The 19,490-nt window shown below is 69.3% G+C and carries 15 protein-coding genes and 1 pseudogene; 15 read left to right on the top strand and 1 reads right to left on the bottom strand.

Annotated features, from left to right (window positions below):
- Nucleotides 1-260: 260 nt before the first annotated feature.
- The 12 genes from rplU to IH13_RS0109415 all read left to right on the top strand — a co-directional run bounded on the left by rplU (nucleotide 261) and on the right by IH13_RS0109415 (nucleotide 15,453).
- Nucleotides 261-581, top strand: a complete 321-nt coding sequence (rplU, locus tag IH13_RS0109470; protein WP_018487143.1) for a 50S ribosomal protein L21 — start codon at nucleotides 261-263, stop codon at nucleotides 579-581.
- A gap of 14 nt (nucleotides 582-595) precedes the next feature.
- Entirely contained in the window at nucleotides 596-853 is a 258-nt protein-coding gene (gene rpmA / locus IH13_RS0109465; protein ID WP_014045902.1) for a 50S ribosomal protein L27, read from the top strand.
- A gap of 140 nt (nucleotides 854-993) precedes the next feature.
- The gene (obgE, locus tag IH13_RS0109460) at nucleotides 994-2,436 is read left to right on the top strand and encodes a GTPase ObgE (RefSeq protein ID WP_031082814.1); all 1,443 of its coding nucleotides are present in this window, start codon (nucleotides 994-996) and stop codon (nucleotides 2,434-2,436) included.
- Between the two features lie 255 nt (nucleotides 2,437-2,691).
- Nucleotides 2,692-4,194 (top strand): bifunctional cytidylyltransferase/SDR family oxidoreductase, encoded by a 1,503-nt coding sequence (locus IH13_RS0109455; protein ID WP_031082812.1) that lies wholly within the window; start codon nucleotides 2,692-2,694, stop codon nucleotides 4,192-4,194.
- Between the two features lie 133 nt (nucleotides 4,195-4,327).
- Entirely contained in the window at nucleotides 4,328-6,376 is a 2,049-nt protein-coding gene (locus IH13_RS0109450; protein WP_031082811.1) for a hypothetical protein, read from the top strand.
- Nucleotides 6,377-6,980: 604 nt separating this feature from the next.
- The gene (locus IH13_RS0109445) at nucleotides 6,981-8,048 is read left to right on the top strand and encodes a glucose-1-phosphate thymidylyltransferase (RefSeq protein WP_031082810.1); all 1,068 of its coding nucleotides are present in this window, start codon (nucleotides 6,981-6,983) and stop codon (nucleotides 8,046-8,048) included.
- Complete coding sequence (gene rfbB, locus IH13_RS0109440) at nucleotides 8,045-9,031, top strand: dTDP-glucose 4,6-dehydratase (RefSeq protein WP_031082809.1); 987 nt, start codon at nucleotides 8,045-8,047, stop codon at nucleotides 9,029-9,031. The genes IH13_RS0109445 and rfbB overlap by 4 nt, the downstream gene beginning before the upstream one ends.
- A 96-nt stretch (nucleotides 9,032-9,127) precedes the next feature.
- Nucleotides 9,128-10,006, top strand: coding sequence for a dTDP-4-dehydrorhamnose reductase (rfbD, locus tag IH13_RS0109435; RefSeq protein WP_031082808.1), 879 nt, complete (start codon nucleotides 9,128-9,130; stop codon nucleotides 10,004-10,006).
- 256 nt (nucleotides 10,007-10,262) lie between these two features.
- Entirely contained in the window at nucleotides 10,263-11,081 is an 819-nt protein-coding gene (locus IH13_RS0109430; RefSeq protein ID WP_199814622.1) for a class I SAM-dependent methyltransferase, read from the top strand.
- Between the two features lie 242 nt (nucleotides 11,082-11,323).
- Entirely contained in the window at nucleotides 11,324-13,339 is a 2,016-nt protein-coding gene (locus tag IH13_RS0109425; RefSeq protein ID WP_031082806.1) for a glycosyltransferase family 2 protein, read from the top strand.
- 86 nt (nucleotides 13,340-13,425) lie between these two features.
- Nucleotides 13,426-14,022, top strand: coding sequence for a dTDP-4-dehydrorhamnose 3,5-epimerase (gene rfbC / locus IH13_RS0109420; RefSeq protein WP_031082805.1), 597 nt, complete (start codon nucleotides 13,426-13,428; stop codon nucleotides 14,020-14,022).
- Between the two features lie 210 nt (nucleotides 14,023-14,232).
- On the top strand, nucleotides 14,233-15,453 hold the full coding sequence (locus tag IH13_RS0109415; protein ID WP_031082804.1) for a glycosyltransferase family 2 protein: 1,221 nt from the start codon (nucleotides 14,233-14,235) through the stop codon (nucleotides 15,451-15,453).
- A 37-nt stretch (nucleotides 15,454-15,490) separates the two neighbouring features.
- On the opposite strand, the gene IH13_RS0109410 is transcribed toward IH13_RS0109415, so the two are convergent.
- Nucleotides 15,491-16,897, bottom strand: coding sequence for a polysaccharide pyruvyl transferase family protein (locus IH13_RS0109410; protein WP_031082802.1), 1,407 nt, complete (start codon nucleotides 16,895-16,897; stop codon nucleotides 15,491-15,493).
- 264 nt (nucleotides 16,898-17,161) lie between these two features.
- Between IH13_RS0109410 and proB the strand changes: the two genes are divergently transcribed.
- The 3 genes and pseudogenes from proB to IH13_RS0109395 all read left to right on the top strand — a co-directional run.
- Nucleotides 17,162-18,280, top strand: a complete 1,119-nt coding sequence (proB, locus tag IH13_RS0109405; RefSeq protein ID WP_031082800.1) for a glutamate 5-kinase — start codon at nucleotides 17,162-17,164, stop codon at nucleotides 18,278-18,280.
- Nucleotides 18,281-18,409: 129 nt separating this feature from the next.
- Nucleotides 18,410-18,895 (top strand): hypothetical protein, encoded by a 486-nt coding sequence (locus IH13_RS0109400; protein WP_031082798.1) that lies wholly within the window; start codon nucleotides 18,410-18,412, stop codon nucleotides 18,893-18,895.
- A gap of 331 nt (nucleotides 18,896-19,226) precedes the next feature.
- Nucleotides 19,227-19,490: pseudogene (locus IH13_RS0109395) on the top strand (gamma-glutamyl-phosphate reductase); the annotation flags it as partial.

Here is a 19,490-nt window from a genome sequence, read left to right as displayed (position 1 = left end):
GCCTCAGGCCGGCTTCCCGCCTCGTCCGGAGCCCCGGCTGCCCGCCTTCGACGCGGGGGAGCGGTACCCCGGTTTGACCCCCCGCACCCCGCCCCCGTAACCTTTCCCCTCGGCGTGTCTGTGTGCGCCTACCCCTGAGCACATCCCTCCCGGTGATCCGTCCCCGGGGGAGGCCGCTCATCCTTCCGGACTGTCGTGGGCCCCGGCCCGCGCGGGCGGCTGGCATCAGGGGATCCGTTCCGAGTGAGAGAGAGATCCGCGTGTACGCCATCGTGCGCAGCGGTGGTCGCCAGCACAAGGTTGCTGTCGGCGACATCGTTGAGGTTGACAAGATTTCCACCGCCAAGGTTGGCGACACGGTCGAGCTCTCGACCCTGCTCGTTGTCGACGGCGACGCCGTGACCAGCGACCCGTGGGTCCTGGACGGCATCAAGGTCACGGCCGAGGTCGTGGACCACCACAAGGGCGCGAAGATCGACATCCTTCGCTACAAGAACAAGACCGGTTACCGCCGCCGCCAGGGTCACCGCCAGCAGTACACGGCGATCAAGGTCACCGGCATCCCCGCGGCTGCGAAGTAAGGGACTGAGAACACATGGCACACAAGAAGGGCGCATCGTCCACTCGGAACGGGCGCGATTCCAACGCTCAGCGGCTCGGCGTCAAGCGCTTCGGCGGCCAGGCCGTCAACGCCGGTGAGATCCTGGTCCGCCAGCGCGGCACCCACTTCCACCCGGGCACGGGCGTCGGCCGTGGCGGCGACGACACGCTGTTCGCGCTGACCGCCGGTGCGGTGGAGTTCGGTACGCACCGTGGCCGCAAGGTCGTGAACATCGTTCCCGTCGCTGCCTGATCCAGGCACCGGCCGAACGACACAGCACCTTCCGAGGGCGGATCCCAGCTTTCCCGGTAATCGGGGAAGCGGGTCCGCCCTCGGCGCGTTACGTCAAGAGACATTCCCGTATTTATCCGCAGTACCTGGAGGCACCAACCATGACCACCTTCGTGGACCGCGTCGAGCTGCATGCCGCCGCGGGTAACGGGGGCCACGGCTGCGCCTCCGTCCACCGTGAGAAGTTCAAGCCGCTGGGCGGGCCCGACGGGGGCAACGGCGGGCGTGGCGGCGATGTGATCCTCGTCGTCGAGCAGGCCGTGACCACGCTGCTCGACTACCACCACAGCCCCCACCGCAAGGCCACCAACGGCCAGCCCGGCGCGGGCGGCAACCGCTCCGGCAAGGACGGCCAGGACCTCGTCCTGCCCGTCCCGGACGGCACCGTCGTCCTCGACAAGGCCGGAAACGTCCTCGCGGACCTGGTCGGCCAGGGCACCTCCTTCGTCGCGGGCCAGGGCGGCCGCGGCGGCCTCGGCAACGCCGCGCTGGCCTCCGCCCGCCGCAAGGCGCCCGGCTTCGCGCTGCTCGGGGAGCCGGGTGAGAGCCGCGACATCGTCCTGGAACTCAAGACCGTCGCTGACGTCGCCCTCGTCGGCTACCCCAGCGCCGGGAAGTCCTCGCTGATCTCGGTGCTCTCCGCGGCCAAGCCGAAGATCGCCGACTACCCCTTCACGACGCTCGTGCCCAACCTGGGCGTGGTGACCGCCGGGTCGACCGTCTACACCATCGCGGACGTCCCCGGGCTCATCCCGGGCGCCAGCCAGGGCAAGGGCCTCGGCCTGGAGTTCCTGCGGCACGTGGAGCGCTGCTCCGTCCTCGTGCACGTCCTGGACACCGCGACGCTGGAGTCGGACCGCGACCCCGTCTCCGACCTCGACATGATCGAGGAGGAGCTGCGGCAGTACGGCGGGCTGGAGAACCGGCCGCGCGTCGTCGCCCTGAACAAGGTCGACATCCCCGACGGCCAGGACCTCGCCGACATGATCCGCCCGGACCTGGAGGCGCGCGGCTACCGCGTCTTCGAGGTGTCGGCCATCGCGCACAAGGGGCTCAACGAGCTCTCGTACGCGCTCGCCGGGATCATCGCCGAGGCGCGCGCCGCGAAGCCGGTGGAGGAGTCGACCCGGGTCGTCATCCGGCCGAAGGCCGTCGACGACGCCGGGTTCACCGTGACCGTGGAGGAGGACGGCCTCTACCGCGTGCGCGGCGAGAAGCCCGAGCGCTGGATCCGGCAGACCGACTTCAACAACGACGAGGCCGTGGGCTACCTCGCCGACCGGCTCAACCGCCTCGGTGTCGAGGACGAGCTGCGCAAGGCGGGTGCCCGGGCCGGCGACGGCGTGGCCATCGGGCCCGAGGACAACGCGGTCGTCTTCGACTGGGAGCCGACCGTGACGGCCGGCGCCGAGATGCTGGGCCGACGTGGCGAGGACCACCGCCTGGAGGAGCCGCGCCCCGCCGCGCAGCGGCGCCGCGAGCGCGAGTCGGAGCGGGACGACGCGCAGTCCGAGTACGAGGGGTTCGAGCCCTTCCGCGACTGAGCACGCCGGATCGGGTCGATGGGCCGCCCGGGTGAAATCCCCGGGCGGCCCTGCCCGCTCATAGGTGCTTCATTCCGCTCAGGCGTGTGGTGTCGGTCACCCGGCCGTGCGCCGGAGGTGCGGGTGTTTCCCCTGTGTGACCGGGGAACGGCGGGTCTTCGCCGGGTGAGCAGGACTCGACGTCCACCTTGCGAGATGGTAACGGAGAGTGTAACCATCGGGATGTTCCCCAGCCCTCGCAAGGTAGGTCGTCCTGTGTCTGAGCAGTACATAGCCCAAGTCCGAACCACGGCAGTCGTACTCGCCGGCGGTACCGGTCAGCGCGTGGGTCTGTCGATACCGAAGCAGCTGCTGAAGATCGCGGGCAAAGCGGTCATCGAGCACACCCTGAGCATCTTCCAGCAGGCGGAATCGATCGACGACGTCATCGTCCTGATGGCCCCGGGTTATGTCTCCGACGTCGAGAAGATCGTCGCCAAGGCCGGCCTGACCAAGGTCGTCAAGGTGATCGAGGGCGGCTCGACCCGCAACGAGACGACCGAGCGCGCCATCGCGGCCCTCGGCGAGGGCCTGGCCGACGGGGAGGACCGCAACGTCCTGTTCCACGACGCCGTGCGTCCGCTGCTGTCCCAGCGGGTCATCAAGGACTGTGTCGACGCCCTCGACCGCTACCAGGCCGTCGACGTCGCCATCCCGTCCGCCGACACCATCATCGTGACCCGCACCCACGGGGAGGACGGCGCGTTCATCACGGACGTCCCCGACCGCTCCCGGCTGCGCCGCGGTCAGACCCCCCAGGCGTTCAAGCTCTCCACCATCCGGCGGGCGTACGAGATCGCCTCGGGTGACCCCAACTTCCAGGCTACCGACGACTGTTCGGTGGTCCTGAAGTACCTGCCCGACGTGCCGATCTACGTCGTGGCGGGCGACGAGTACAACATGAAGGTCACCCAGCCGGTGGACGTCTTCATCGCGGACAAGCTGTTCCAGCTGGCCTCGACGGCCGTTCCGCAGCCGGCGGGCGAGGCGGGCTACCAGGAACTGCTCACCGGAAAGACGGTGGTGGTCTTCGGCGGGTCGTACGGCATCGGCGCCGACATCGCGTCGCTCGCCGAGTCGTTCGGCGCCAAGGTGTACGCACTGGGCCGCTCCACCACGGGCACGCACGTCGAGAACCCGGAGCACGTGGACGACGCGCTCTCCAAGGCGTACGCGGAGACGGGGCGCATCGACTACGTGGTCAACACCGCGGGCGTGCTGCGCATCGGCAAGCTGGCCGAGACCGACACCGCCACGATCCAGGAGGCGCTGAACGTCAACTACCTGGCGCCCGTCCAGATCGCCCGCGCCTCGTACAAGTACCTCGCCGAGACCAAGGGCCAGCTGCTGCTCTACACCTCCAGCAGCTACACCCGGGGCCGCGCCGAGTACAGCCTCTACTCCTCCACCAAGGCCGCCATGGTGAACCTCACCCAGGCGCTGTCGGACGAATGGGCCGCGGACGGCGTCCGGGTGAACTGCGTCAACCCCGAGCGGACCGCGACGCCGATGCGGACCAAGGCGTTCGGTGCGGAGCCGGAGGGCTCGCTGCTCTCCTCCGAGGCCGTCGCCCGCACGTCCCTCGACGTGCTGCTGTCCGAGATGACCGGCCACGTGATCGACGTGCGCCAGCAGGACCCGACCCGTGGGGCGAGCGAGGCCTCGGGCTTCGAGCAGGCCCTGGCCTCGGTGCTGGACCGTCAGATCGATGTGTCATAATTAATGATCGACTATTCGGACCCCGACGGTTCCCCGCAACGGTGAAACGCCGGGGTCCGAATGCGTGAAGTGAAGTCGCCCTTCACATTTTCCCCGCAAGGTAATCAGTCGGCATCCTCGGGAGCGGTACTTCGTGATTTCGAAAGCCATTCGTTTGGCTCGTGTCGGCAGCGGTTCGGAGCTGGCCGCCGCGCTCCTCCTGGGTCTCGGCTTCCCCTGCGTCATGGCCGCGGCCGTCATCCCCAACCTGTGGTTCTTCGCGGCGGCCGCCTTCGTGACGTACGCGGCGGACCAGTACCTGCACCACTGCGGCAGCTACCTCGTGAACCGGCTGGCCGCCGTGCGCGCGGGCCTGTCGATCCGCTTCCTGGTGCGTCAGCTGCTGCTGGTCCTGCTGCTCTCGCGCATGGGCTACGGCGAGGCCACCCTCTTCTACGTGACCGTGGCCTGCCTGCTCGTCTTCTACGGCCTCCAGGCGCCGCAGAGCGCGGTGGTCACCCTCATACGGCTCCGCCGCAAGCTGCCGGTGGTCACCCGGAACATCGACCTGGGCGCGGTGTCCATCGGGGACGCCCCGCCGCGGCTGCTGATGAACCGGCCGGCCGAGAAGATGCTGCACCTGGACCTGTTCGGCCTGATCGGGGTGCTGGTCGCCATCGAGACGGGCACCGAGGGCTTCGCGTACGCCGGACTGGCCCTCATGCTCGGCCTCGCCCTCCTCTACCTCGCCGCGCTGCTGCCCTACGCGCGCCCCAGCCGCCTCGTCCCGCCGGAGCCCAAGGTCCTCGCGGCGGTCGACGAGTGGCTGGGCACCTACCGGCCGACGGTCATCCTGTACTTCTCCGGTTCCAGGGACTCGGCGTACCAGGTCAACATGTGGCTGGAGACGATGGGCCGGCTCGACGGCCGGCCGTTGATCTTCCTGCGCGAGCGCAACATCGTCCCCCAGCTGGCCATGACATCCGTGCCGGTGCTCTGCGTGCCCGGTGGGGTGCACCTGATGAACATGGACCTGTCGTCGGTCCGTGTGGCCCTGTACGCGGCGAACGTGGGCAAGAACATCCACATGCTGCGGGTCCCGACGATGAAGCACGTCTTCATCGGGCACGGCGACAGCGACAAGCTCGCCAGCGTCAACCCGTACAGCAAGGTGTACGACGAGGTGTGGACCGCCGGGAAGGCCGGGCGGGACCGGTACGCGCTGGCGGACGTCGGGGTACGCGACGAGGACATCGTCGAGGTGGGGCGCCCCCAGCTGGCCTCCATCAAGCCGTGGACCGGTGCGCCCAAGAACCCGATCCCGACCGTGCTGTACGCCCCCACCTGGGAGGGCTGGGACGACAACCCCGGCAACACCTCGCTGCTGCTGGCGGGCGAGAACATCGTCCGGCGGCTGCTGACCGCTGAACAGCCGGTCCGGTTGCTCTACAAGCCGCACCCCTTCACCGGCACCCGCAGCGCTCGGGCGGGCGCCGTGCACGCCCGGGTCACCGCGATGATCGAGCAGGCCGCGGCCGAACGCGCCACCGACCCCCGGTGGGCGAAGGAGCGCGACGCCCTGCGCGCCGGACAGGCCGACGCGCGGGCCGAGATGGCCCGTATCGAGGCGCGGCTGTCCCAGCTCGCCGGCGGCTCGCAGAAGAACGACAGGGACGAGGCCGAACAGTCCCGGGACTCCATGGTCGCCCCCGAGACCGAGGCGGAGACCCAGAAGCTCAGGGACGAGTGGAACGACGCCTACTGGCGTTCCACCGGCTGGTGGGAGCACAAGGTCATCACCGGGCCCGAACCCCGCCTGTACGACTGCTTCAACGAGTCGGACGCCATGGTCTCGGACATCTCCAGTGTGGTGTCGGACTTCATCGCGAGCGGCAAGCCGTACGCGGTGACCGACTCGGCCGGGATGGGTGCGGAGGAGTTCCAGCGCCAGAACACCGCGGTGCGCGCCGCGGTGATCCTGTCGAACTCGGCGGCCGAACTCGACGCCCTGCTGGCCGCGGTCACCGACCCCGCAGCCGACTCGCTTCAGGAGGCCCGGCGTGAGCTGAAGCAGTACCTGCTCGGCCCCGACGAGCCCACCTCCCTGGAGCAGTTCGACACGGCGGTGGAGGAACTCGCCGCCAAGGCGGAGGCGCGTAACACCGGTGTCGCCCGGAGCCTGGGCGAAACCGTCGGCGGCTGAGCGGGCGGCGTGCCCGAGCGAACGGCCCAGGAGCCCGACCGAGGGCGGTACTGGGCCGTTTGTGTTGGGAGTCACACACCGAATGGGTGATGCGGCACAACCGCTGATCGCATATGGCTGTCTTCTGTTTATGTGAATGACGCGCGAATTCCCGACGTCGGTGTCGTGGCCGGCGCCCGTGAGGCCATGCTCTGTCTCAGGTGGCCCGCAGGACCGCGGTGGGGGAGCGGCTGCGACCGGTCTGTGTGGCGCACGGCCGACTCGGCCCGCCGGCCGACGTGCTGACGTTCCTCCAGGCCGGGCGCGTGCCCGCTCGGCACGGTGACCGCCGGGTCCGGAAGCCTGAGAAGGCGGCGAGACCGGCGCCGGAGCCCCGGCCCTCCTCCGCGGGTGGTGCTGGCGGGCGCGAGAGGTCCGCGACGCGGGAGGGCGCGGTCGACCACCGACCGAGGGCCCCCCGGCCGCCGGGGAACAAGTCATGGCAGTCCCGGGCCCGTGGCTCCGGCAACGCGCACAAGACCCGAGGTGTATTCGGGGATAAACTCGCACAAAGTTTCGCGGTCCGTGAGCGGACCGACACCACTCACCCTCGGGACAGGACAACGTGAAGGCTCTCGTACTCTCCGGCGGCGCAGGCACCCGCCTGCGCCCCATCACGCACACGTCGGCGAAACAGCTGGTCCCGGTGGCGAACAAGCCGGTCCTCTTCTACGGACTGGAAGCAATCGCCGAGGCGGGCATCACCGACGTCGGCATCATCGTGGGTGACACCGCGCAGGAGATCCGTGAGGCGGTCGGTGACGGCTCCGCCCTCGGCATCGACGTCACCTACATCCCGCAGGACGAGCCGCGGGGGCTGGCCCACGCCGTGCTCATCGCACGCGACTTCCTGGGTGACGACGATTTCGTCATGTACCTCGGTGACAACTTCATCGTCGGCGGCATCACGGGGCTGGTCGAGGAATTCCGGGCCGAACGGCCCGAGGCCCAGATCCTGCTGACGAAGGTGCCCAACCCGACCGCCTTCGGTGTCGCCGAACTCGACGCCGAGGGCCGTGTGGCGGCCCTGGAGGAGAAGCCCAAGGAGCCCAAGAGCGATCTGGCGCTCGTCGGCGTCTACCTCTTCACCCCGGCCGTGCACGAGGCCGTACGTTCGATCGAACCGTCATGGCGCGGCGAGCTGGAGATCACCCACGCCATCCAGTGGCTGATCGACAACGGCCGGGACGTCCGCTCCACCATCATCTCCGGATACTGGAAGGACACCGGCAACGTCACGGACATGCTGGAGGTCAACCGGTCCGTCCTGGAGACCCTGCAGCCGTCGACCGAGGGAACGGTGGACGACAGCAGCGAGATCATCGGGCGGGTGCGGATCGAGGCCGGAGCGCAGGTGACCAGCAGCCGTATCGTCGGTCCCGTGGTGATCGGAGCCGGTTCCGTCGTCACCGACGCCTACATCGGCCCGTTCACCTCGGTCTCGGAAGGCTGCCGGATCGAGGACAGCGAGATCGAGTACTCCATCGTCCTGCGCGGTGCCTCCATCTCCGGTGTGCGCCGTGTCGAGGCGTCGCTCATCGGCCGGGACGTCGAAGTGACCCCCGCGCCCCGGAACCCGTCCGCCCACCGACTCGTGCTCGGCGACCACAGCAAGGTGCAGATCTCTTCATGACGACCAACATCCTGGTGACCGGCGGGGCCGGATTCATCGGTTCCCACTACGTCCGTACGCTGCTGAGCCCCGAGGGACCGGGCGACGTCGCCGTCACGGTACTCGACAAGCTCACCTACGCGGGCAACCCGGCCAACCTCGACGAGGTCCGCGACCACCCGGGCTTCGCCTTCGTGCAGGGCGACATCTGCGACCCGGAACTGGTCGGCAAGCTGATGGCCGAGCACGACCAGGTGGTGCACTTCGCCGCCGAGTCCCACGTGGACCGCTCCATCGACGGTGGGGCCGAGTTCGTCCGCACGAACGTGGTGGGCACGCACACCCTGATCCACGCCGCGCACCTGGCCGGCGTCAAGACGTTCGTGCACATCTCGACGGACGAGGTCTACGGGTCGATCGACGAGGGCTCCTGGCCCGAGACGCACCCGCTCGAGCCCAACTCGCCGTACTCCTCCGCCAAGGCGTCCAGCGACCTGATCGCACTCTCGTACCACCGCACGCACGGTCTCGACGTGCGGGTGACCCGGTGCTCCAACAACTACGGGCACCATCACTTCCCCGAGAAGGTCATCCCGCTCTTCGTCACGAACCTGCTGGACGGCAAAACCGTGCCGCTGTACGGCGACGGCGCGAACGTCCGCGACTGGCTGCACATCGACGACCACGTGCAGGGCATCGAGCTGGTCCGCACCAAGGGGCGGGCCGGCGAGGTCTACAACATCGGCGGTGGTACCGAGCTCTCCAACAAGGAGCTGACAGGCCTCCTGCTGGAGGCGTGCGGCGCCGACTGGGAGACCAGCGTCACGTACGTGGAGGACCGCAAGGGCCACGACCGCCGTTACTCCGTCGACTGCACCAAGATCCGGGAGGAGCTCGGTTACGTGCCCCGCAAGAGCTTCGAGCAAGGCCTCGCCGAGACGGTGCAGTGGTACCGCGACAACCGCGCCTGGTGGGAGCCGCTGAAGGACCGCGCGGCGCTCTGAGACCTCAGTCCACGGCACGGACGGCCTGGCCGGTGAGTGGTGCGCGAGCCGGTCCCTGGCCGACGGCAACAGGTACAACGGAAAGCGGGAAGCGGTATGAGCAGCAGCTGGTTGGTCACAGGAGCGGGCGGGATGCTCGGCCAGGACGTCCTGGCCCGGCTGGCCCGGGCCGGCGAGTCCGGCACGGGCCTGGAGCGTAAGGCCCTCGACATCACCGACGCGGACGCCGTGCGGCGGGCCGTCGAGGAGCACCGCCCCTCTGTGATCGTCAACTGCGCCGCCTGGACGGCGGTGGACGACGCCGAGTCCCGGGAGGACGAGGCGCTGCGCGTCAACGGGGACGGCCCGCGCGTCCTCGCCGAGGTGTGCGCCGAGCACGGCATCGTGCTGCTCCAGGTCTCCACCGACTACGTGTTCGACGGGGAGGCGGAAGAGCCTTACGCGGAGGAGGCGCCCACCGCTCCCCGGAGCGCCTACGGGCGGACCAAGCTGGCGGGGGAGCGGGCCGTCCTCTCCCTGCTGCCCGACACCGGGTACGTCGTCCGTACCGCCTGGCTGTACGGAGCGGGCGGCGGCAACTTCGTCCGAACGATGATCAAGCTCGAGGGCGTCAAGGACACGCTGGACGTCGTGGACGACCAGCTCGGCCAGCCCACCTGGACCGGCGACCTGGCCGACCGCCTGGTGCGGCTGGGACAGGGGGCCCTGGCCGGCACGGCACCGGCGGGTGTCTACCACGGCACGAGTGGTGGCGAGACGACCTGGTTCGGATTCACCCGGGCCATCTTCGAGCAGCTGGGCGCGGATCCGGAGCGTGTCCGCCCGACCACCAGCGCGGCCTTCGCCCGGCCGGCTCCGCGTCCCGCGTACAGCGTGCTGGGGCACGACCGCTGGGCGAAGGCAGGCATCGAGCCCATCCGGAATTGGCGGGAGGCGCTTGCCGAGGCTTTTCCCGAGATTCTCGGAGCTCCGTGATTCCCTGATGATTGCCGACTGTCGCCCGGACGCAGTAAGTTCACTGCCCGTCACGCCGGTCGATGCAGGGCTGAAGGCCTTTTGCGCTCAGGCTGTTCCTGTATCGACCGAGGCCGGGCGAAACGGATCCGCACTTCCGGGTTCACGAATCGCAGGCCGCCTGGGCTTCCAGGCGTCACAGTCATCTGTGATGTCTGCGCGGTGTTCCACAGGGAAGGGGATCCGTACGATGGCGACACAGTCGGCTGCGAAAAAGATGGTCAGGACAATCGTCGGCGAGGAGGGATGGAAGCGGCTGCGCCGATACCGGCGGAAGTTGGCAGGAGGGCCCGCTCCCGTACCACGGCCTGCCGCACCCACCGGAATCGCTGCGATCTCGCACGACCTCTGCAAGCTCGCCCAGCACTTCAGGACGGACAAATGGGGGGCCCACCGGTATGCGCAGCACTATCAGCGGCACCTCCAGCACCTGAAGAACGACCCCATCAATCTGCTGGAGATCGGTGTGGGCGGTTACAGCAGGGCGGGTCAGGGCGGCGCTTCGCTGCGTATGTGGAAGCACTTCTTCCCGAATGCGCAGATCTATGGGATGGACATCCAGGACAAGTCGTTTGTCGACGAGGACCGGATCAGGACCTTCATCGGTGACCAGTCCGACGTGGGGTCCCTTGTCGGCGTCGCCTCGGAGATCGGCACGCTGGACGTCGTCATCGATGACGGCAGCCACCGCAGCCCGCACGTCCTCACGACGTTCGAGACGCTGTTTCCGCTGCTCCGCGACGGCGGGATCTATGCCGTCGAGGACACGCAGGCCTCGTACTGGCCGGAATGGCAGGGAAGCGAGGACCGCGACGACCCGCGGACCAGCATGTCGATGCTGAAGAGACTCACCGACGGCCTCAACTACGAGGAATTCGTGGACGAGGATTACGAGCCGTCCTACACCGACCTCAACGTCGTGGGCATGCACTTCTACCACAATCTCGTCATCATCGAGAAGGGCAAGAACGCGGAAGGAACGAACAAGAGACGGGTGCTCAAGGAGCGCTACGGAGACGGCGGCACCCGGCGCTGAACGCGTGAACCGCCCGTTGGGCGCCCCTTTCCCGGAGTCCGCGGCTTTCCGGTCGCCTTCGAATGAGGCCGGGGCCCGGACGCCCGGTGTCCGTCACCCTGCCGCCCGGTCACCCATCGTCTGCACCTGATTACCGCACATCCACCCCGGCAAAGGCCCTTCCCTCCGGTTATATCCTGGCGGGCGGGCGTCCCGGGTGGCATCGAGCGCCGATTTTTCCTGATTACCAGATGAGGTTCTGCATGTCCGTCAAGGTCAGCGTCGTCATTCCCGTGTACAACCCGGGCGAGTACATCGAGGACTGCATCTCCGCGCTGCTCCGGCAGAGCCTGCCGGACGACGAGTACGAGGCGATCTTCGTCGACGACGGCTCCACGGACGCCACCCCCGCCCGCCTGGACGAACTCGCCGCCGCCCACCCGCACATGCACGTCATCCACCAGGAGTCGTCGGGCTGGTCGGGCAAGCCCCGAAACGTCGGTACGGCCGCGGCCAAGGGCGAGTTCGTCATGTACGTCGACAACGACGACTGGCTCGGCGACGAGGCGCTGGAGCGCATGTACGACTACGGCGTGGAGAACGGCGCCGACGTCGTCATCGGCAAGATGGCGGGCAAGGGCCGTCCCGTCCCCGTCGAACTCTTCCGGGTCAACCGCCCGCGGGCCGACGTCTCCAACGCCCCGCTCATCGACAGCCTGACGCCGCACAAGATGTTCCGCAGGGAATTCCTGGAGAGCAAGGGCATCAAGTTCCGGGAAGGGCGCAGGCGCCTCGAAGACCACGTCTTCGTCGTGGAGACCTATCTGCGGGCGGCCAACATCTCCGTCCTCAGCGACTACCTGTGCTATTACCACATCAAGCGTGACGACGCCTCGAACGCCGGCTTCCAGCGCTTCGACCCGGTCGGCTACTACGGCAACCTCCGCGAAGCGCTGGACATCGTCGAGAAGTACACGGAGCCCGGCAAGCTCCGCGACGGCCTGTACCGTCGCTGGCTGCGCAACGAGATGGTCGAGCGGCTGCGCGGCAAGCGCCTGCTGAGCCTTCCCGAGGACTACCGTGCGGAGCTCTTCCGCGAGATCCGCGGCGTGGTCACCGAACGCTTCGGTCCGGGCGTCGCCGCCGGGATGCAGCCGACCCAGCAGGTGGTGGCCGCCCTCGTCCGGGACGACCGCCTCGGTGACGTCGAGGAGCTGGCCCGGTGGGAGTCAGGCATCAAGCCCACCGGGCGGCTGGAGAGCCTCGGCTGGGACGGTGGCTCGCTGAAGGTCGGCTTCACCGCCGAGTACCAGGTCTTCGACGAGCCGATGACCTTCCGTACCGCGGGCGGGGAGGATCTGCTCGACCCGCCGCTCGCCGAGGAGACGCTGGCGACGATCGCCCGACTCGGCGTCAGCACCCAGGCGCCGGTCGAGAAGTCCAAGGTCGACCTGGTCGTGCGTGAGCGGTCCACGGCTGCCGAGTTCTTCCAGCCGGTCGAGTTCACCAGGGAGCGGATCGAGGCCGCGGGCGACCCCACGTTCCGGCAGGAACTGCGGGCCGAGGCCACGATCGACCCGGAGACCGCTGCCAACGGCGCACCGCTCGGTGACGGCATCTGGGACATCCTCTTCCGGATCAGCTCCTGTGGCTGGACCAAGGAGGCCCGGCTGGGATCGGTCCGCGCCGACCAGGTCGAGGCGGAGCGCCTCGGCGCTCTGAGCGGCTCGCCGCGCAGGGTGGTCCTGCCCTACTGGACCGAGCCGCACGGCAACCTCTCGCTCGACGTCGACCTCGCCACCAGCCGCATCGACCGGGACGTGCGGGCGCTCGCTCCCGAGGACGTCCTGATCGACGGCGGCCGTGTCGAGCTGCCCCTGCCGCTGGCGGTGGACCCCTCCTCGGGTACCGAGACGGTGGCCCTGCGCTTCAAGGCCGAGGGCGCTCCCGAAGCGGTCCACTCGAACGGCACCCTCAGCAAGGACCCCAAGGGTGCCGTGCTCACCGCCGAACTGCCGGGCGGTCTGCTGCCGGGGCACACCTGGAACATGGCGCTGGGCTTCCCGTCGGCGAGGCGGGGCAAGCCGCGCTGGACCCCGCTGCCCACCGCGCTCGTGGTCGCCGCCGACGGCACGATCGCGGCCGGTGCGGCCGCTGCCCCGAGCGCCGGCCGGCCCGCCGCGAAGAATCCCGCAGCGAAGAAGTCCGCCTCCCCGCGGAAGAAGCGCTCCTTCCCCGCCCGTGTGGCGGGGCAGCTCAAGCGCGGCCTGTTCGGCTGAGGGCCCTTCCGCCGGGACGGGCCGGTCTCCGGACCGCCCCGGCGGTGCGGAGCATGGACCAGCCAGTTGAGAAAGAAGTGAAAGATATGCGACCTCTGTCCATCGAAGGTGCCTGGATTCACGAGCCGAAGGTGTTCCCCGACGACCGCGGCAGCTTCCACGAGTGGTTCCGCGGGGCGGACTTCCGGACCGCGACCGGCCAGGACCTCAGCCTGGTCCAGGCGAACTGCTCGGTGTCCAGGCGCGGCACCTTGCGCGGCATCCACTACGCGGACGTTCCGCCGAGCCAGGCGAAGTACGTCAAGTGCGTCCGGGGCGCGGTCCTCGACGTCATCGTCGACATCCGCGTCGGCTCCCCGACGTACAAGCGGTGGGAGATCGTCCGGCTGGACGACGTGACGCACCACGCGGTGTACCTCTCCGAGGGACTCGGGCACGCCTTCTTCGCCCTGAGCGACGACGCCACCGTGGTCTACCTCTGCTCCGAGGGCTACGCGCCCGAGCGTGAACACGGCATCAACCCGCTCGACCCCGGCCTCGCCATCACCTGGCCCGAAGGCGTCGAGCCCCTGCTCTCACCGAAGGACGAGCAGGCGCCGACGCTCGCCGAGGCGGAGGAACAGGGTCTGCTGCCCCGCTACGAGGACTGCGTCTCCTTCCGGAATCAGCTGCGCGCACGCTGACCGGGCTCGGGGAGAACCCGCGGGGGCGGGAGATCCGGCCACGCGGATGCGAAGGTGGCCCATATCCGAGGCAACCCGATGAACGGCCTGCCCGTCTCCTATGCCGAGAAGGGAACGGACAGGCCGTTTTCGTGTGACTGTGCGGGGAACGCGTCATGAAGCGGCGTTCCGTCGTCCTTTCCTGAAAGCGAACGCGCAGACCGGGGAGAGATGAGTAACAGCGCACCAGACGTCAGCGTCGTCATCGGGGCCTACGAGGCGATGCCGTACCTGATCCGCTGCCTGGAGTCCGTCGAGGCGCAGACCCTGCCGGCCGGGCGCATGGAGATCATCGCCGTCGACGACGGGTCCACGGACGGTACGGGGGAGTACCTGGACGAGTTCGCGGCGCGCACCGCCATCGAGACCCGGGTCGTCCACCAGGAGAACTCCGGCGGCCCCAGCGGGCCGCGCAACGTCGGACTCGGGCTGGCGCGCGGACGCTACGTCTTCTTCCTCGACGCGGACGACTACTTCGGCGAGGAGGCGCTCGAACGGATGGTCGCGATGGGGGACCGGGCCGGCACGGACGTGGTGCTCGGCAAGGTCGTCGGCGTCAACCGCGGAGCGCCGAAGTCGATGTGGAAGGAGAACGCCGAGCGGGCCGACCTCTTCTCCTCGCGCATCAAATTCACCCTGAGCGCCCAGAAGCTCTTCCGGCGGGAGATGCTCGTACGGCTCGGGCTGACCTTCGACGAAAGGCTGAAGACCGGTGAGGACGCGCTCTTCACCATGGAGGCCTATCTGCGCGGCGGCGGGGTCTCCGTCGTCGCCGACTACACCTGCTACTACCTGGTGGGCCGGGACGACGGCAAGCACGTGACGAAGAGCGGGAGTTACCGGCTGCGCTTCGACTCCGCGCGGGCGCTGACGGAACTCATCGCGACCCATCTCCCGCCGGGGCCCCAGCGGGACGAGCTGATGGTGCGGCCCTTCGTCATCACCCTCCTCCCGCAGTTCGGTGCCTCCCTGCTGCGGCAGTCCGAGGCCGTGCGGCAGGACAAGATGGAGCTGGCCGCTCCGCTGCTGGCGGCCTACTGGTCACCGGGGCTGGGCCGCCGCCTCAAGGTGCATGAGCGACTGCGGCTGGTCTGCGTGGCCCGGGGACGGCTCGATCTGCTCCTGGACGTCCTGCGGTTCATGGCGGACAAACATGAGCCCGCGGTGGTCCGCAAGGGACTCGGCGGCAAGGCGTACCTCGCCTACCCGCATTTCGGCGAGCGGGCGGGGCTGCCCGATTCCGCGTACGAGCTGACTGTGGCCGAGCGGGTCGGCGGTAAGCGGATCGAGGTGCCGAAGGTGCAGACGGCCACCTCGATCGCGCGACGCCTGGTACGCAAGGCCCGTAGGAAGGCCCGGTCGGCTCTGCGCGCCCCGCGCCGGGCAGGATAGGCCCGGGCCCATGGGACACACGGAGCCGGGCACCCCCTCACTGCTCGGGACGGAGCAGTCTCCTGACCGGCCGGCCCACCACACGCCGGGCCCGCTGGTAGGCGGTGGAACCCGCGCCTGCCTGCGGCCTGTCGCCGGGCCTTGCGGTGAGCAGGGACTGGCGCAACCGGTTGTTCTCCTCGGCCAGTTCCTCCATCCTGCTCCGCATCCAGCTGAAGCGGCTGCGCAGGGAATCCGGGTCGCTGTCCGTCCACGGCCGGACGGCGGGCGGAAGCGAGAGCTTCGCCATGGCCGCTTCGAACGCCGCGCCCCCGTCGCCGTGGGTGAAGGTGTTCTCCAGACCGTTGCGCTCCATGAAGCCGGTGAAGCGCAGGAAGCGTTCCTTGTGGCCGTTGACCAGATCGCTGAAGTCGGCCGCCTCGTAGAGCTCGGCGGGGTCGATGTCCTTGGGCGTCTCGGAGATCTTGCGGTGCGGGATGCCGAAGTACCGGCACAGCTCCAGGGTGCGCGAGTCGCTGCAGAGCACGGTGCTCGGAACGCCCGCCAGGAGCGCCGCGATGTTGCCGTGGATGCGGGAGCCGAACGAGAAGTCGAACTCGCGGAGTTCGCGGATCCAGGTGGCCGGGTCGATGTAGAGCCGGACCTTGCCCTCGCGGTACATCGGGTGGGACGGGTGTGTCGGCATCGAGGTCTGCGAGCCGGAGGAGTGCGAGGTCTCGCGCCAGTGCAGGAGCTCGCCCTCCAGGAGGTTCTGCCCGACGAACCGGAGGTTCGGGTAGCGCTGGTGGGCCTGCCGGATTATCGCGTCGAGACCGTGCGAGCGGACGGCGCTGTGCGAACCGTTCACCGAGACGTGGGACTCGGGGGTGAGCGACTCGAACCGCTTCTCGAGCGTGAACGTTTCGCCGTGCATGAACATGGAGGGGCAGCCGATGACCTCGACGTCGCGGAAGCCCATGTCCTTGAGGTACTGCTCGGTGAATTCGCCCCGGACGCCGATGGACGCGCTGCGGTTGAGTACCTCGGTGACGAATTCCCTGACGGTGGGTTCCATCGGCTTCAGCCGGGCCGCGTCGTACTTCAGGTCGGCCTGCGCGCCGACTCCGAGGACGACGACCGGGATGCGCAGCTTCTTGATCAGCGCGGTCATCCGCGCCAGCGGCCGCTCGAACGACGGCCGGAAGGCGTTGGCCAGGGGGACGACGAAGACGTCGTACTCCTCGTTGATGCGGGCGGCCTCCGACGGGATCGTACGGATTCCGTTGGAGGAGACCTCGGCCCGCGGGGTCGTGAGCAGCTTGTGAGCCGCGTCGCTGAAGATCAGGTTTCCTGTATTCGTCCCGAAGACATCTCTGTGGAGGGACTGTTCGAGGGACGCCACATCGAAGGGGCTTTTGCCTGATCTGAGCAGGACACGCGTCTTGCGGGTCGATTCATCGGTCACCCGTAGAGCGTAGCCCGACCAACGGCAGGTAGAGATTACGCAAAGGCTCCATCTCGACCGGCCGTACTGTGCTGTGCGCCCGCGCCTCGGAGCCGGGGCGTGTACCCGCGGTGTGCTTTGAGACGGTGCTGCACGGCACGGACCGCCTCGCGTAGATTGTGGGCGCCGAGCAGGACGACATGATGGGGACGGGCGTACGTGTCAGGGGCAAGCGAATCCGAAGGCGTACCGCGCAGCTCCGCCGGCGGGGCCGGGAGGCCGGGAGTGACCGGTGCCCGCAGGATCGTCGTCAAGGTCGGGTCCTCCTCGCTCACCACCGCGGCGGGCGGCCTCGACGCCGACCGGGTGGACGCCCTCGTCGACGTGCTCGCCAAGGTCAGGGGCGGCGGGGAGCGCGAGATCGTCCTCGTCTCCAGCGGCGCCATCGCCGCCGGACTCGCCCCGCTCGGCCTCGTCCGCCGGCCCAAGGACCTGGCCCGTCAGCAGGCGGCCGCCAGCGTCGGGCAGGGTCTGCTGGTCGCCCGGTACACGGCCTCCTTCGCCCGCTACGGCGTACGCGTCGGCCAGGTGCTGCTCACCTCCGACGACACCAGTCGGCGGGCCCATTACCGCAACGCCTACAGCACGCTCGACCAGCTCCTGGAGATGGGGGCGCTCCCCGTCGTCAACGAGAACGACACCGTGGCCACCGACGAGATCCGGTTCGGTGACAACGACCGGCTCGCCGCGCTCGTCGCCCACCTCGTCCACGCCGACCTCCTCGTCCTGCTCTCCGACGTCGACGGCCTCTACGACGGTGACCCGAGCACGCCCGGAACCTCCCGCATCGCCGAGGTCAGCGGTCCGCAGGACCTCCACGGCGTGACGATCGGCAGCGCCGGGAAGGCCGGTGTCGGAACCGGCGGCATGGTCACCAAGGTGGAGGCGGCCCGCATCGCCACCGCCGCCGGGGTGCCCGTCGTCCTGACGTCGGCCAGCCGGGCCGCCGCCGCGCTCGCCGGCCGCGACACCGGTACGTACTTCCATCCCACCGGGCGGCGCTCGGCCGACCGGCTGCTGTGGCTGGCCCACGCCTCGACGCCGCAGGGGGCGCTCGTCCTGGACGACGGGGCCGTGCAGGCGGTCGTCGAGCGGCGCACCTCGCTGCTGCCGGCCGGGATCTGCGGCGTCGAGGGCGAGTTCTCCGCGGGCGATCCGGTGGAGCTGCGGGACCTCTCCGGCCGCGCGGTCGCCCGTGGGCTCGTCAACTTCGACGCCAAGGAGATCCCTCAGCTGCTGGGCCGCTCCACCCGCGACCTGGCGCGCGAACTCGGCCCCGCCTACGAGCGCGAGGTCGTACACAGGGACGACCTTGTCGTCCTCACGTCCCGCACGGCCCCCTGAAACGGCTGAAAGTCCAGGCTTCGAGCGGAGACCTTCACGAAAACCGCCCCAAGCCGGGCCCCGGACTGGTCAACTTTGTCACGGGGGTACATGGGGTCAGTACAGGTACACATTCACAGGAGGCCGCCGGTGAGACGAGCGCGCCCGGGGTCACCGCCCCGCGGAACGGGCAGTCGCGCCCTGACCAGTGTCGGAGCGGGGGCCGACTTCGTCGGCATGTCCGCCGACCAGACCCTTGAGCAGGAACCGGTGGTGACCAAGGAGCAACGGACCCGTTCCAAGCTGTGGCACATCACCCTCAGCGTCTCCGGCGGGGAGATCCCGCTCAAGGAGGTCAGAAGGGGGCTCGAACAGCTCGCGCACGACCACCCGTTCCTGCTGACCAGCCGGTACGCCAACGACCACGCGGAGATCCGTTACTGGGAGGAGGCGCGCGACCTCCACGACGCGGCGGCGGTCGCGCTGCGGCTGTGGGGCGAGCACCGGTCCAGTGCGGGGCTCCCGCCGTGGGAGATCGTCGGACTGGAGGTCATCGACCGGGAGACGTACCACCAGAGGGTCGCCGAGGGATACGGCCCGCCGCCGGCCGCGCCGGTCGGGGTGCACCCGTACTGACCTGGGCTGCTCCCTGTTTCCGCTCTCCGCTGCTCTCCGCTGTCCGCTTTCCGCTTTCGCTCCCCGCCGAGCGCCGCGGGCGACCCGGGCAGGTGCGGGGCGGGCGGGCCCCGAGGAGGCGGTGACGGGTGTGCGGTCGCCTAGCCGCCCGTTCGGGCGGGACCGGTGCCCGTTCGGGCAGGTGCGCGAGAGGGGCGGCTGCGCGGCCGGGCATGCGGAATGCGGGCCTGTTCGGGCAGGTGTGCGGGGTGTGTGTCCGTACGCCGGTACGCCCGTCTCGTATCACGAAACGCGGGGCGGCTGCCGGCGGCGGGCGCACTACCCTGCGGGCATGACCACGCTCTCGCCGTACGACAACATGTCCCCGGTCGCCCAGGCGGCCTACCGGGCCCGCGGCGCCGCCGCCGAGATCGCGCCACTTCCGCGCGCGGCGAAGGACGACGCGCTGCTGGCGGTCGCGGACGCGCTGGAGGTGCGTACCGGTGAGATCGTGGCCGCCAACGCCGAGGACGTGGCGCGCGCCCGCGAGGCCGGGACGAGCGAGTCGATCGTGGACCGGCTGACGCTCACGCCCGAACCTGTCTCTTATACACAT

The organism is Streptomyces sp. NRRL WC-3549 (assembly GCF_000721935.1).
GTDB lineage: Bacteria > Actinomycetota > Actinomycetes > Streptomycetales > Streptomycetaceae > Streptomyces.
The sequence above is the reverse complement of the archived record's forward strand: the minus strand, read 5'-3'. Positions and strand labels throughout refer to the sequence as shown.